12 protein-coding genes are annotated in these 13529 nt (G+C 75.4%); 6 read left to right on the top strand and 6 right to left on the bottom strand.

All coding sequences use genetic code 11. The annotated features are described in order from the left end of the window. Positions 1–2: 2 nt before the first annotated feature. The 5 genes from moeZ to ACIO5E_RS17830 all read right to left on the bottom strand — a co-directional run bounded on the left by moeZ (position 3) and on the right by ACIO5E_RS17830 (position 6702). Positions 3–1181 carry an adenylyltransferase/sulfurtransferase MoeZ gene (gene moeZ / locus ACIO5E_RS17810; RefSeq protein ID WP_400668465.1) on the bottom strand — a complete coding sequence of 393 codons (1179 nt, stop codon included), beginning with the start codon at positions 1179–1181 and terminating at the stop codon, positions 3–5. Between the two features lie 230 nt (positions 1182–1411). Further along, on the bottom strand, positions 1412–2401 hold the full coding sequence (locus tag ACIO5E_RS17815; RefSeq protein ID WP_400668468.1) for an NAD-dependent epimerase/dehydratase family protein: 990 nt from the start codon (positions 2399–2401) through the stop codon (positions 1412–1414). Between the two features lie 90 nt (positions 2402–2491). Beyond that, positions 2492–3592: a hypothetical protein gene (locus ACIO5E_RS17820; RefSeq protein WP_400668471.1), complete on the bottom strand. Its 1101-nt coding sequence runs from the start codon at positions 3590–3592 to the stop codon at positions 2492–2494. Next, positions 3592–5286, bottom strand: a complete 1695-nt coding sequence (locus ACIO5E_RS17825; RefSeq protein WP_400668474.1) for a DUF3492 domain-containing protein — start codon at positions 5284–5286, stop codon at positions 3592–3594. The genes ACIO5E_RS17820 and ACIO5E_RS17825 overlap by 1 nt, the downstream gene beginning before the upstream one ends. A 519-nt stretch (positions 5287–5805) precedes the next feature. Continuing rightward, positions 5806–6702, bottom strand: coding sequence for an alpha/beta fold hydrolase (locus ACIO5E_RS17830; RefSeq protein ID WP_400668477.1), 897 nt, complete (start codon positions 6700–6702; stop codon positions 5806–5808). A 221-nt stretch (positions 6703–6923) separates the two neighbouring features. On the opposite strand from ACIO5E_RS17830, the gene ACIO5E_RS17835 reads away from it, so the two are divergent. From ACIO5E_RS17835 to ACIO5E_RS17845, 3 genes are all read left to right on the top strand, one after another. Next, positions 6924–7586 (top strand): TetR/AcrR family transcriptional regulator, encoded by a 663-nt coding sequence (locus tag ACIO5E_RS17835; RefSeq protein WP_400668480.1) that lies wholly within the window; start codon positions 6924–6926, stop codon positions 7584–7586. A gap of 131 nt (positions 7587–7717) precedes the next feature. Beyond that, entirely contained in the window at positions 7718–7945 is a 228-nt protein-coding gene (locus tag ACIO5E_RS17840) for a DUF3107 domain-containing protein (protein ID WP_280676350.1), read from the top strand. A 136-nt stretch (positions 7946–8081) separates the two neighbouring features. Then, positions 8082–8408 carry a hypothetical protein gene (locus tag ACIO5E_RS17845; protein ID WP_400668484.1) on the top strand — a complete coding sequence of 109 codons (327 nt, stop codon included), beginning with the start codon at positions 8082–8084 and terminating at the stop codon, positions 8406–8408. 4 nt (positions 8409–8412) lie between these two features. Here the strand turns inward: ACIO5E_RS17845 and ACIO5E_RS17850 are convergent, their stop codons facing one another. Further along, positions 8413–9141 carry a ferritin-like fold-containing protein gene (locus ACIO5E_RS17850; protein ID WP_280676354.1) on the bottom strand — a complete coding sequence of 243 codons (729 nt, stop codon included), beginning with the start codon at positions 9139–9141 and terminating at the stop codon, positions 8413–8415. 707 nt (positions 9142–9848) lie between these two features. Between ACIO5E_RS17850 and ACIO5E_RS17855 the strand changes: the two genes are divergently transcribed. The 3 genes from ACIO5E_RS17855 (at position 9849) to ACIO5E_RS17865 (ending at position 13332) form a co-directional block, all read left to right on the top strand. Next, the gene (locus ACIO5E_RS17855) at positions 9849–11771 is read left to right on the top strand and encodes a DEAD/DEAH box helicase (RefSeq protein ID WP_400668487.1); all 1923 of its coding nucleotides are present in this window, start codon (positions 9849–9851) and stop codon (positions 11769–11771) included. Positions 11772–11927: 156 nt separating this feature from the next. Continuing rightward, positions 11928–12806 carry an alpha/beta fold hydrolase gene (locus ACIO5E_RS17860; RefSeq protein ID WP_400668490.1) on the top strand — a complete coding sequence of 293 codons (879 nt, stop codon included), beginning with the start codon at positions 11928–11930 and terminating at the stop codon, positions 12804–12806. 367 nt (positions 12807–13173) lie between these two features. Further along, positions 13174–13332 (top strand): hypothetical protein, encoded by a 159-nt coding sequence (locus ACIO5E_RS17865; protein ID WP_400668493.1) that lies wholly within the window; start codon positions 13174–13176, stop codon positions 13330–13332. Positions 13333–13529: the final 197 nt, after the last annotated feature.

Below are 13529 nucleotides of genomic sequence, written 5' to 3' on the forward strand. Positions count from 1 at the left end.
ACTCAGTAGACCGGCTTGTGCGGCTCGATCTGGTTGACCCAGCCGAGCACACCGCCGCCCAGGTGGACGGCGCTGGCGAAGCCGGCCGCCTTCACCACGGCCAGCACCTCGGCCGAGCGCACGCCCGACTTGCAGTGCAGCACGATCTTCCGGTCCTGCGGCAGCTTCTCCAGGGCGTCGCCCATGAGGAACTCGTTCTTCGGGATCAGCACCGCGCCGGGGATGTTGACGATCTCGTACTCGCCGGGCTCGCGGACGTCGACCAGGAAGATGTCCTCCTTGTCGTCCTGCCACTGCTTGAGCTGCGCCGAGGTGATGGTCGAACCGGCGGCGGCGGCCTGCGCCTCCTCCGACACGACGCCGCAGAAGGCCTCGTAGTCGATCAGCTCGGTGACCGTCGGGTTCTCGCCGCAGACCGCGCAGTTCGGGTCCTTGCGGATCTTCACCTGGCGGTAGTTCATCTCCAGGGCGTCGTAGATCATCAGCCGGCCGACCAGCGGGTCGCCCACGCCGGCCAGCAGCTTGATCGCCTCGGTGACCTGGATCGAGCCGATGGACGCGCAGAGCACGCCCAGCACGCCGCCCTCGGCGCAGGAGGGGACCATGCCCGGCGGCGGGGCCTCCGGGTAGAGGCAGCGGTAGCAGGGGCCGTGCTCGGCCCAGAACACGCTGGCCTGGCCGTCGAAGCGGTAGATCGAGCCCCACACGTACGGCTTGCCGAGCAGCACCGCGGCGTCGTTCACCAGGTACCGGGTGGCGAAGTTGTCGGTGCCGTCGACGATCAGGTCGTAGCCGGAGAAGATCTCCAGGACGTTGGAGTTGTCGAGGCGCTCCTCGTGGAGGATCACGTCGACGTAGGGGTTGATCTCCTTCACCGAGTCCCGCGCCGACTCGCCCTTGGAGCGGCCGATGTCCGACTGGCCGTGGATGATCTGGCGCTGCAGGTTGGACTCGTCGACCACGTCGAACTCGACGATGCCCAGCGTGCCGACACCGGCGGCGGCCAGGTACATCAGCGCGGGCGAGCCCAGGCCGCCGGCGCCGACGCACAGCACCTTGGCGTTCTTCAGCCGCTTCTGCCCGGCCATGCCCACGTCGGGGATGATCAGGTGGCGGGAGTACCTGCGGACCTCGTCAACGGTGAGCTCGTCGGCCGGCTCGACCAGGGGTGGCAACGACACGGGGACTCCGATGGGTGTCTTGTTCAGGTGGCCAGGACCACCCTCGTGGCGGGGTCGCTGCTCCGCCGCGCGGGTGGCTCCTTACGCCAACAGTGTCATGCCCCTCCGTTATTCCGAGACAGCTCGTCCGATGGGCGAGACGCGCGGCGTCGGATCGTGGGACCGCCCGCCGGACCCCGGAAAGCGCCCCGGGCCTGTGCCGACGGGCCAGGGGCGCTCCCGGCGTCCGCTCAGACCCGGCAGGCCGTCTCCAGCCAGACGTCCCCGAGCGACTCCTCCAGCGGCACCTGTGTCCGCCAGCCGAGACGGTCCCGGGCGGTGCGCACGTCCGCCTGCCGCCACGGCACCGGCTCCCCCGCCGCGACCCGGCCCTCCGGGCGGTGGCCCTCCACCCGGTGGCCCGGCAGGTGGTGGCCGGGCAGGTGGTCGCCGCCCGGCCCGCCGGCCTGCGCGGGCAGCAGGACCTGCCGGTTCTCCTCGACGATCGCCCCCTCGAAGCCGGACGCCCGGACCAGCAGCTGGGCGGCGTCCCGGGCCCGGACGGCGTGCCCGCTGCCGATGTTGATCACCCCGGTGGCGGCCGACACCGCCGCCGCCTGGATCGCCCGCGCGACGTCCCGCACGTCCACGAAATCCCGGTATCCGGACAGGTCCGGCATGCGCACCTGGGCCTCGTCCCGCTCCAGCGCCCGCCGCAGCCCCTCCGCGAGCCGCCCGAACAGCGAGGCGGTCGGCGCCCCCGGGCCCACCACGTCGAACACCCGCAGCACCGCCGCGTCCAGGCCGGAGGCCAGCACCAGCTCCGTCCCGGCCAGCTTGGACACCCCGTACGGGCCGACCGGCCGCGGCTCGGCCTGCTCCGACACCGGCACCCCGCCCGGCACCGGGCCGTACTCGGCGGCCGAACCGACGTGCACCAGCCGGGCCGGCTCCCGGCTACGCCGGATCGCCTCGCAGACGGTGGCGACGGCCAGCGTGTTCGACCGGATCAGGGTCCGCGAGCTGCCGTAGGTGGCGCCCGCGCAGTTGATCACCACCTGCGGCGCGACCGCGTCCAGGAACCGGGCCAGCGCACCCGGACTCCCGGTGGTCAGGTCGAAGCGGATGTCGGCCGAGTCGCGCCGGCCGAGCACCGTCACCTGCAACTCCTGGTCCATCAGCAGACGATCGGTGACCCGGCGGCCGATGAAGCCGTCGGCGCCCAGCAGCAGCACCCTCATCGGGGGCGTCCTTCCACGAAGCGAGGTCGGGGACGACCTGGCGGACTGAAATCAACAACGGGACGAACCAGGACAGGAACGGGACGGCGCTCAGCGGTGCGAGCCGGCCCGGCCGAGCACGGCCCAGGCGTACGCCAGCAGCCCGGCGGCGACCGCGCCGCCGCCGAGCAGCCCGGCCGTCGGACCGGTACGGCCCAGGGCGAGCAGCCCGAGGGTCGCGGCGGGACCGGCCAGCGCCCCCGCCGCCGCGGCCGCGGTCCGGCCGCAGCGGGCCAGCAGCGCGGGCAGCACCAGCAGCAGGCCCAGCACGCCCTGCGCCGCCCACTGCGCGGCGCCGGCCCGCTCGGCCGCCAGGTGCAGCAGCCCGCCGCCGTGGCCCGGCCCGGGGCGCGGCGCGACGACGGTCAGCACCGCCAGCGCGGCGAAGGTCAGCACCGCGAGCACCGCCAGGTGCAGGGCGACCGCCACCGGCAGCACCGGCCGCATCCGGGCCCGGAACCCGGCCAGCGTGGCCGCCGCCCCGAGATGGCCGCGGCCGACCTGCCGGTACCAGTGGGCCGCCCGCTCGGCCGCCCCGGCCGACACCGCCCCGGCCAGCACCAGCGCGGCGGTCAGCGGCCGGTCCCCGCCCGGCGCGGCCAGCGGGAGCAGCAGCAGCGCGGCCAGGCCCAGGCCGTACCCCAGCGCCGCCGGGCGCCACCGGGAGCCGGCCCGCCGCGGCGCCCGCGCCGGGCCCAGCCCGTCCGCCGCGCGGCAGGGGCCGGTGTGCGGCGGGCCGGGCTCGGCCGCGGGGTCCGCGGCCAGGGCGGGCGCGAGCACCAGCGGGACGGCGGCGGGCAGCAGCACCGTCCAGCGGGCGCCGAGCGCGACCACCGCCGCGCAGGGCAGCGCGGCCAGCGCGGCGGCGGTCAGCGTCGCCCGGGCGGCGGCGGCGCACTCCCGGCCGCGCGGCGGCTCCGGCGCGGGCGGGCGGCGGGGCACCCGCGCGTACAGCTCCTCGGCGAGCGAGAACAGGTCGGCGTGCCGACAGCGTGCGGCGGCCTCCGGGCCGAGCCCGGCCTCCTCCAGCCCGGCGGCGATCTCCAGGGGGTCGACGGCCCGCTCGCACAGCGCCCGGTGCTCGGCCATCACCTCGCGGACCGGGTCGCCCACCGGGCGCCCGGCGCCGCCCACCGCCGCGCCGCCGGCCATCAGACGGCCTCCGCGAGGGCGCCGGGGCGCTCTTGCGCGCCGGCGTCGCCGCCCTCGTCCGCCGAGCCGCCCGCCCCGTCGGACCCGGCCCGCCCGTCGCGGCCCGCGTGGCCGTCCGGACCGCCCGGACCGCCGGGGCCGCCCGGGCCGTCCTGGGCCTCCGCGGCACGCCGGCCGTCGGCGAGCCAGTACTCGGCGGGCCGGGCGAACGGGCGCGGCGGCTCCCCCGCCACGCCGCCGCCCCCGCCGTCGGGGAAGGCCGGGTACTGCGAGACCAGCTCCAGGTAGATCTCCCGGAAGGCGCCGATCACCGGCTCCACGGCGAAGCGTTCCTGCGCCCGCAGCCGTCCGGCCAGCCCGAGCCGGCCCCGCCGCTCCTCGTCGCGCAGCAGCGCCAGGCAGGCGCCGGCCAGCGCGCGCGGGTCCCGGGCGGGCACCAGCAGCCCGGTCGGCCCGACCACCTCGCGGGCCACCCCGACATCGGTGGACACCACCGCCCGGCCGCTGAGCATCGCGTCCGCGAGCAGCCGGGGACTGCGCTGGGACAGCGCGGAGAAGACGGCCAGGGTGCCGCCCGCCCAGGCCTCGGCGAGCGAGCCGGGCCGACCGGCGAAGTCCACCGCCGCCGCCGCCAGTCCCAGCCGCTCGGCGACCGCCGCGCAGTGCGCCCGGTAGCCGGGCACGGCCTCCTCGCCGTGGATCACCAGCCGGGCCTGCGGCAGGTCGGCGCGCACCTGCGCGAAGGCGTGCAGCATCAGCTCGGTGTCCCGCCCCGGCTCCAGCGCGCCCGCCCACACCAGGGTCGGCACCGCGGGCTCGGGCCCGGCCGCCGGGCGGGTCACCGCGGGCGTCCCCTCGTACACCACCCGGGTGCGCGCCGGGTCGGCCCCGCAGCGGCGCTGCCACTGCTGGTCGTGGACGCTGCCGGGGGTCAGCACGGCCGCCTGCCGGTAGGTCTCCTCGGTGAGCGCCCGGAAGAACGCCAGCAGCAGTGCCCGCACCGGCCACCGGTACGGCGCCTCGCGGTGGCCGAGGTACTGCTCGCGCAGGTGCAGGCCGTGCTCGGTGACCACGAACGGCACCCCGTGCAGGTGACGGGCCGCCAGCGCGGGCAGCGCCGCGAGGCCGCCGCCGACCACGTGGCACAGGTCGACGGCGCCGAGGCCGCCGGGCCCGGTGCCGTACCAGGGTGCGGACAGCGGCCGCAGGCACTGCTCCAGCAGGTCCGCCGCGACCAGCACGTCGCAGACCAGCGGCTGCCCGGCCGAGGTGTCCGCGCCCGGCAGCCGCCAGACCCGTTCCAGGGTGCGCCGGGCGTGCGCGGAGCCGAGGAAGGCGGGCAGCGTGCCGTCCTCCCGGGCGAGGGCGGCCAGCCGGTACAGCCCGGCCCCGAAGCCGGCCCGCTGGCCCGGCATGACCAGCGCCCCGACCAGCTCCTCGTACGCCCGGGCGTACTGGCGCTTGCGCAGCGCGCCCGGCGACCGCCCGCCCGGCCGGCGCCCCCACAGCGCCAGCTCGCGCACCCCGCGCCAGGCGGGCGACAGCCGCTCGGCGCCGCCCCGGCCGCCCGGGCCGGTCACCAGGTACAGCTCGAACCCGTGCTCCGGCAGGCCCTCGGCCAGCCGGTCGCACCAGCCTCCGGCGCCACGCCGGGAATGTGGCCGGGCACCCTCGGTGAGCAGGGCAACGCGCACGGGAGACCTCCAGGGCAGAGCGGAACGCGGGCGGATCGACGGATGGCTTGAGCGGCCGGCGTGGTCACCCGGCGTGGTCCCGCGCGGCGGCGGGGACGGTCCGGGGCCGAGGAGCCCGGTCGGCCGGGTACGACACCGTGACGCCCCCGGGGCGGGGCACCACCACGTGGCGGCGCGGCCGTCCGGCCCGACGGTCCGGCCGCGCCCTCCCGCGATCCGTTCCCCCGGGCGCACGCCCGTTCCGGCGGTCGGGCCCGACCCGCCGGGACCCCTGGGTGCGGCCGCCCTCGGTTCCTCCGGCGGCCGCGACCTCCCCCACACCTGTTCGGTCCGACAGCAGAAAGGTAGGACCGGCCCCGGGCAATCCATCGGTCACCTGCCTGGTTGCCACCTGAACGAGTGAACCGTCGTGACCTCACCCCGAACCGGGCCGTTATCCGGCCTCCGCGGCGGCCGGTTCCAGCGGCCCGTTCCGGCCATCCGTTCCGACCGCCCGTTCCGGCGGCCCGTTCCCACCGGTCAGCTCGCGGCCAGCAGCTCCCGCACGGCGCGGGCGACCTGCTCGGGGTGCTCCATCATCGCGACGTGGCCGGACTCCGGCAGCACCAGCAGCCGGACGTCGGCGAAGGCCGCGCCGGCCCGCCGGGCGGAGCGGTAGGAGACGAGCTTGTCGCGCAGCCCGTACACCAGCAGCACCGGTGCCCGCACGTGCTCGGCCTGTCGCCACAGCGCCTGCTCGCCGCGCTCGGTGTACGCCGAGACGATGCCGCGGGCCGAGCCGGTCAGTGCCTGCAGCGCGTGCGGCACCTGCAGCCGGCGCCGGTACTCGGCCACCGCCTCGGCCCTGGCCGCCGGGGAGAGGCCGCCCGGGTCGCCGTAGACCAGCCGCAGCAGGTCCTCGGTGGCCTCCTCGGGGCCGCGTCCGTTCGCCGGGAGGCGGCGCAGCAGCGCTGGCGCCCCGGGCAGCGCGAGCAGGCCGGTCGGCCAGGCGGAGCGCTGCGGCGGCAGTTCGGGCAGGGCGGGCGAGACCAGGGTGAGGCTGCGGACGAGGTCCGGACGCAGCGCGGCCAGCCGGACGGCGACGGCGCCGCCGAGCGAGTTGCCGAACAGGTGCACCGGCCCGCGTCCGGCGGCCTCCAGGTAGCCGATCACCGCGCGGACGTGGCCGGAGACGCTCAGGTTGCCGTCGGCGGGCGGGCCGGAGCGGCCGAAGCCGGGCAGGTCCACGGCCTCACCGTCGATCAGGTCGCCGAGCCGGTCCATCAGGGCCGTCCAGTTGCCGGCCGAGCCGCTGAGGCCGTGCACGAACAGTCCGGGCTCGCGTCCGTCGCCCTCCCCGCCGGTGGCCGGCCGATGCACCGCGAGCACCGCGCCGGGGATCTCGACCGTACGTATCTGCTGCTCAGCGCTGCTCATGGTGGACGATGGTAGTGAGCCCCGGGCCGGGGACCGTCGGGGGCGGTCCGGCCGTTTCACCCCTTGTCACACCACTGCCGACGCCGAGGTCAGCGCCGTATTGTGGGCTCCTGACAAGGAGGCCGAGGTCCTTTTCTCACTCCCGCCGAACGCGGAAGCGGTTACCGAAAAGTAGAATCGGCCCTCTTGCCAGCCCCGAACAACCCGAAGTGAGGAGCGCCGTGACGGCCATCCAGGAGGCGCAGGAGCGCCCGCGCGGTGCCCGCCTGCCGCGAAGCGCCCGTCGTGAACAACTGCTCGGTGCCGCCCAGGAGGTGTTCGTCGCGCAGGGTTACCACGCGGCCGCCATGGACGACATCGCCGACCGCGCCGGGGTCAGCAAGCCGGTGCTGTACCAGCACTTCCCCGGGAAGCTGGAGCTGTACCTGGCGCTGCTGGACAAGCACTGCGACGCCCTGGTCGAGTCGACCCGCGAGGCGCTGTCGACGACGACCGACAACAAGCTGCGGGTGGCCGCGACGATGGAGGCGTACTTCAACTACGTCTCCAGCGAGTCCGGCGCGTTCCGGCTGGTCTTCGAGTCGGACCTGACCAACGAGCCGGCCGTGCGCGAGCGGGTCGAGCGGGCCTCCGAGGAGAGCGCGACGCTGGTCAGCAAGGTGATCCAGGAGGACACCGACCTGCCCGAGTCGGAGTCCAAGCTGCTCGCCGCCGGGGTCTGCGGCCTGGCCCAGATCACCGCCCGGTACTGGCTCTCGCAGGGTCTGGAGATCCCCCGCGACGAGGCGGTGCGGCTGGTCGCCAGCCTGGCCTGGCGCGGTCTGAAGGGCTTCCCGATGCACCCGGTCGCGGAGGACGGGGAGGCTCCCTCCCAGCAGGGGTGATCCGGCGACCTTCGCCGCCGTGGTGATCTCGTGCTCTATGGTGAAGCCGTACGGCGCGGTCGTCGCGAACGCTTGTCCCAGGCGGTCGGGTGTCCGCGCGTGGAGGCTGCAACCCCGGAGGGACGGAAGCCGTGGAGGTCAAGATCGGCGTGCAGAACACGCCGCGCGAGATCGTGATCGAGAGCTCGCAGACTGCCGATGAGATCCAGAGCGCGATCGCCAAGGCCCTGGAGGGTTCGGAGAAGCTCTTCGCGCTGACCGACGAGCACGGCCGCCGCGTCATCGTCCCGGCCGAGCGCCTGGCGTACGTGGAGATCGGCGAGCAGGCCGCCCGCAAGGTCGGTTTCGGCACCCTCTGAGGCGCTGCCCGAACTGCTCATCCGGTGCCCCGCTCCCCCCAGGGAGCGGGGCACCGCTGCGTGTACGGCCGGGTGGGGCGGGGTACGGCGACAGTGCGGCCGTCGGCGCCGCGCGCCCGTCCTCCGGGAGGCAGTCTTGCTGGTCGAATCGATCACCTTCGCCCTGGTCGGCCTGGTCACGGGCCTGGTCGCGCTGCTGGCCCGGCCCTCGTACTTCCGGACGGCCCGCACCCTGACCGTGGGCACCGCGCTGGCGGCGGCGCTGCTCGGCGGGGTGGTCACGCACTTCTGCCTGGAGGGGCGTTACCCGGCGGGGTCGATCGTGGCCGCCGCGGTGGCCTCGGCGGTGCTGACCGCGACGCTGGCCCGGCCGGACCTGGCCACCGGGCTCGCCCCGGCGCACCGGCACCACCCGCACCGGGGCGGCGCCCACCGCGCGCCGCGGCACCACCGGCCGGCCTGACCGGTCAGCTGGCCAGGCCCAGGGCGGCCATCCGCCGGGTGTGCGCCTCGGTGATCCGGTTGAACATCTTGCCGACCTCGACCAGGTCGAAGCCCTGCACCTGGACGCCGCCGACCAGCAGGTTGGACAGCGCGTCCCGCTCGGCGACCACCCGCTGGGCCTGGCTGAGCGCCTCGCCCATCAGCCGCCGGCCCCACAGCGCGAGCCGACCGCCGGAGCGCGGGTCGGCCTCGATGGCCTGGCGCACCTTGTCCACCGCGAACTGGGCATGCCCGGTGTCGGACATGACGCCGAGCACCAGCTCGCGGGTGTCGTCGTCGAGCCGGACGGCGACCTCGCGGTAGAAGTCGGTCGCGATGGCGTCGCCGACGTAGGCCTTGACCAGGCCCTCCAGCCAGTCCGAGGGCGCGGTCATCCGGTGGAACAGCTCCAGCGGCTCGACGAACGGGCGCATCGCCTCCTGCGGGTCGGCGCCGACCTCGGCGAGCCGGTCGTGCAGGCGCTGGTAGTGCTGGAACTCGGCGGAGGCCATCCGGGCCAGGGCCGCCTTGTCGGCGAGGTCCGGGGCCAGCTTGGCATCCTCGGCGAGCCGCTCGAAGGCGCTCAGCTCGCCGTACGCGAGCGCGCCGAGCAGATCCAGCACCGCCGCCCGGTAGCCCGGGTCGGCCGAGCACGCGGCCCAGTCCCCGATCGAGCCGGCCGCGGCGTCCTGCGTCTCACCATGGGTCTCCATGACCCGTCACCTTAGTGCCGTCCGCCCGGCTCCCCCACATGGAGCGGCCGCCGGGCGGCACCCGGGTGACCGGCCGGAATCCCCCTTCCGGGCCGGGTCGGCGGGGGCAATGTCAGACGCGTCACGTGTTCGAGTCGTCGCCTGACTGTATGGTGGTACGGAGCCCCGTCGTGCTCGCACGGTGTCACCACCGTCTTGGTGTCCCGCGCAAGCCCGCTCCGTAGCGGCACCGTCCATCCGGACGTGTCCGCACCGGAGCCACGGGTACTCACGTACGCGGATGCCCGGTCGGAGAGCCGATCGGCTCCGACCATGGCTTGGACTTCAAGCCTTGGCACCGCATCAGTGGCCGAGCGAGGGCCGCCGAGACCGCGCCCCCTGGCGAAAGGTCCCGCGCAGGTCCCTCACGGGAATCCTCCCCGACGCCGCCGGCGACGCGCCCCGTACCAGGGCAGCGCGCACCGGCCGGCCGCAGGGACCGGCGCGGTTGTGCGTCCGCTCAGCTGCATCAGGGCCGCCCAGGCCCGTACGCAGCCGTGCGGCTGCCCGCCCGCCGCTCGCTCTCGGCCCCTCCACACGGAAGAGGCAGCACCCTGTCCACCACCGCTGAACCCATCAAGACGACGTTCCGGGACCTGGGAATCCTCCCGGAGACCGCCGAGGCGCTCGAGTCCGTCGGCATCGTCCATCCCTTCCCGATCCAGGAGATGACCCTCCCGGTCGCGCTGACCGGCCACGACGTCATCGGCCAGGCCAAGACCGGCACCGGCAAGACCCTCGGCTTCGGCCTCCCGCTGATCGAGCGGGTCGTCGTGCGCGCCGACGTGGACGCCGGCCGGGCCACCGAGGAGCAGCTCTGCGGGTCCCCGCAGGCACTGATCGTCGTCCCGACGCGTGAGCTCTGCACCCAGGTCACCAACGACCTGCAGACCGCCGGCAAGGTCCGCGACGTGCGCGTCCTGGCCGTCTACGGCGGCCGCGCCTACGAGCCGCAGGTCGAGGCGCTCGCCAAGGGCGTCGACATCGTGGTCGGCACCCCGGGCCGGCTGCTGGACCTGGCCGGGCAGAAGAAGCTGAACCTGTCCAAGGTCCGCTCGCTGGTCCTCGACGAGGCCGACGAGATGCTCGACCTCGGCTTCCTGCCGGACGTCGAGAAGATCATCACCATGCTGCCGGCCAAGCGGCAGACCCTGCTGTTCTCGGCCACCATGCCGGGCCAGGTGATCAGCCTCGCCCGCCGGTACATGAGCCAGCCGACCCACATCCGGGCCGCCGCCCCGGACGACACCGGCACCACCGTCGCCAACACCGAGCAGCACATCTTCCGTGCGCACTCGCTGGACAAGGTCGAGCTCGTCTCGCGCATCCTGCAGGCCGACGGCCGCGGGCTGGCGATGATCTTCTGCCGGACCAAGCGCACCGCCGCCGACGTGTCCGACCAGCTGACCCAGCGCGGCTTCGCGGCCGGTGCCGTCCACGGCGACCTCGGCCAGGGCGCCCGCGAGCAGGCGCTGCGGGCGTTCCGCAACGGCAAGGTCGACGTGCTGGTCTGCACCGACGTCGCCGCCCGCGGCATCGACGTCGAGGGCGTCACGCACGTGATCAACTACCAGTGCCCCGAGGACGAGAAGACCTACCTGCACCGGATCGGCCGCACCGGCCGGGCCGGCGCCTCGGGCACCGCCGTCACCCTGGTCGACTGGGACGACATCCCGCGCTGGCAGCTGATCAACAAGGCGCTCGAGCTGTCGTTCAACGACCCGGAGGAGACCTACTCCACCTCGCCGCACCTGTACGAGCTGCTGAAGATCGCGCCGGGCACCAAGGGTGTGCTGCCGCGTTCGGAGCGGACCCGGGCCGGGCTGGGCGCGGAGGAGGTCGAGGACCTCGGCGAGACCGGCGGACGCGGTGCGCGCACCGCGCGGGGCCGGGGCACGCGGAGCGGTCCCGGCCGCACCGATGCCGCCGAGGCCGCCGTGGCCACCGAGGAGAAGCCGCGCCGTACCCGTGAGCGCCGCCGCACCCGGCGGGGCTCGGCGGTCGCCGAGGGCGAGGCCGGTACCGCCGCCGAGACCCCGGCGGCCCCGGCCGTCGAGGGTGTCGAGGGCGAGGCCGCACCGCGCCGCCGTCGCCGTCGCTCGCGCGGCGCCGGCGAGGCCGCCGTGGTCGCCGAGGCCGCTGCCGTGGTCGCCGAGGCCGTCGTGGTGACCGAGGCCGCCGTGGCTGCTCCGGTCGCCGAGGCCCCGGCCGCCGAGGTCGTCGCCGAGAAGAAGCCGGCCACCCGGACCCGCACCCGCAAGCCGAAGGCGGAGGCCGTCGAGGCCCCCACCGCCGAGGCGGTCGCCGAGACCGCGGTCGCGGTCGCGGAGAAGCCGGCCACCCGGACCCGCACCCGCAAGCCGAAGGCGGAGGCCGTCGAGGCCCCCGCCGAGGCCCCGGCCGCCGAGGTCGTCGCCGAGAAGAAGCCGGCCACCCGGACCCGTACCCGCAAGCCCAAGGCCGAGGCCGCGACCGCCCCGGCGGCCCCGGAGGCTGCGGCCGCCGACGCCGCCGCCGAGGTCCCGGCCCCGCGCAAGCGCACCCGCGCCCGCAAGGCCGCCGCCGCGCCGGAGGCCACCCCGGAGAGCTGACGCACCCCGCCCCGGAGGGGGCGGGCCGGGCCCCTGACGGCCTGGCCCGCCCCCTCCGGCGTTCCTGGATAGGCTCGGGATCACCGGCCGGGTCCCGCCCGGTGATCTTGTCGGATCAGCCGGGCGGGCCCTATCTCGCCCGCAGGAGAGCAGCCCATGAGCACCCCGCCGTTCCTCACCCTCCCCCGCTGTGCCCGGGCGCTGCGGCTGTCGACCGCCCGCGGCGCCTTCGCCGCGCTGCGGGCGGAGCCGGACGGGCCGGTGCGCGGCTCGGCGCTGCTGGTCCCGGGCTTCACCGGCAGCAAGGAGGACTTCATCGCCCTGCTGGAGCCGCTGGCGGCGGCCGGCTACCGGGTGACCGCCGTCGACCAGCGCGGCCAGTACGAGACCGGCGGCCCGGACGACCCGGCCGCGTACGCGGTCGAGGCGCTGGGCGCGGACGTCCGGGCGCTCACCGAGGCCCTGGCCGCGGACGGCGGGCCGCCGCCGCACCTGCTGGGGCACTCCTTCGGCGGCCAGGTGGCCCGGGAGGCGGTGCTGGCCGCCGCCGCGGACGGCCCGCCGTCGTGGCGCTCGCTGACCCTGATGTCCACCGGCCCGGGCGCGATCGACCCGGCCGAGGCGGCCCGCACCAAGCTGCTGCTGGACGTGCTGCCGGTCATGAGCCTGGAGGAGATCTGGCAGGTCATGCGACAGCTGGAGGAGGGCAGCGGGGACCGGCGGCAGCGCCCGGAACCGGCGGTCGAGGAGTTCTTGCACCGCCGCTGGCTGGCCAACGTGCCGCTGGCGCTGACCGTCACCGGCGGCCATCTGGTCACCGCGCCGGACCGGGTGACGGAGCTGGCCGCCGCCACCGCCGAGTTGCCCGTGCTGGTGCTGTCCGGGGTGCGGGACTACGCCTGGCCGGTGCCGGAGCAGACCCGGATGGCGGAGCGCCTGGGAGCCCGCCGGGTGGTCGTCGAGGACGCCGGCCACTCCCCCAACGCCGAACGGCCGGCCGCCACGGCCGAGGCGCTGGCCGCGTTCTGGGCCTGACCGGACCGATCCGGAGAGTGGTCTGAACCACTTCTCGAAGTTCGACCGTCCTCGACACAGGACAAAATTCGTTAGTTACGGTAATCTTTGATTCTGTCCGGGAATCATCGCCGGCCTCCGCGTCGGCGCGAATCAGCCGAAACCTGGACTTTACGGTCGAGCAACGGCCCGGAAGCACCACCACGTCACCGTGGTTCACGAGGCACCAGACGCACCAGGCAAGCAGGGGGAGCCCTTGCCGCAGCAGACCGCCACGCGCACGAACCGAACGATCCGGCCGCACCGCCGGACCCGCAGGACCCCGAAAGGGCTGGTACCCACTCAGCCGCAATCGCCCCGACCGACGGGGCCAGGAAAGGAGACGCCCATGACGAAGACCATGCGCTTCGAGATCGTCCGACTGGACGACGCCAACGGCTCCGCCGCCGACCGCCTGATAGCCGACGTCGAGACCGTCCGCGAGGTCGTCCAGGCCGCCGCCCGCACCGGCGAGCGCCTGCTCATCCGTCCGTGCCCGACCGTCTGACCACGCGCGGCGCCTCCGACCGGGAGACCTCACCCGCCGCCGACGAGCCAGGAGCATCCGATCCGGACGTTCCGATACCCGCCTGACGCCCCGTCACCGCGATCGCCGATGACGGGGCGTCAGTGCGTCCGGGCCCGGCGCCCCCGACGTTTGCCGCCGCCCGCCACGGGACATCCCCCAACGGGAACCGCCCGTAC

Source organism: Kitasatospora sp. NPDC087314, assembly GCF_044744365.1.
Lineage (GTDB): Bacteria > Actinomycetota > Actinomycetes > Streptomycetales > Streptomycetaceae > Kitasatospora.

Bases quoted from the DNA above. Each gene is read 5' to 3' on its own strand.
- ACIO5E_RS17815 (WP_400668468.1), bottom strand. From the start codon at position 2,401: ATGAGGGTGCTGCTGCTGGGCGCCGACGGCTTCATCGGCCGCCGGGTC.
- ACIO5E_RS17820 (WP_400668471.1), bottom strand. From the start codon at position 3,592: ATGGCCGGCGGCGCGGCGGTGGGCGGCGCCGGGCGCCCGGTGGGCGAC.
- ACIO5E_RS17830 (WP_400668477.1), bottom strand. From the start codon at position 6,702: ATGAGCAGCGCTGAGCAGCAGATACGTACGGTCGAGATCCCCGGCGCG.
- ACIO5E_RS17850 (WP_280676354.1), bottom strand. From the start codon at position 9,141: ATGGAGACCCATGGTGAGACGCAGGACGCCGCGGCCGGCTCGATCGGG.
- ACIO5E_RS17855 (WP_400668487.1), top strand. From the start codon at position 9,849: ATGACCCTCCCGGTCGCGCTGACCGGCCACGACGTCATCGGCCAGGCC.
- ACIO5E_RS17860 (WP_400668490.1), top strand. From the start codon at position 11,928: ATGAGCACCCCGCCGTTCCTCACCCTCCCCCGCTGTGCCCGGGCGCTG.
- ACIO5E_RS17865 (WP_400668493.1), top strand. From the start codon at position 13,174: ATGACGAAGACCATGCGCTTCGAGATCGTCCGACTGGACGACGCCAAC.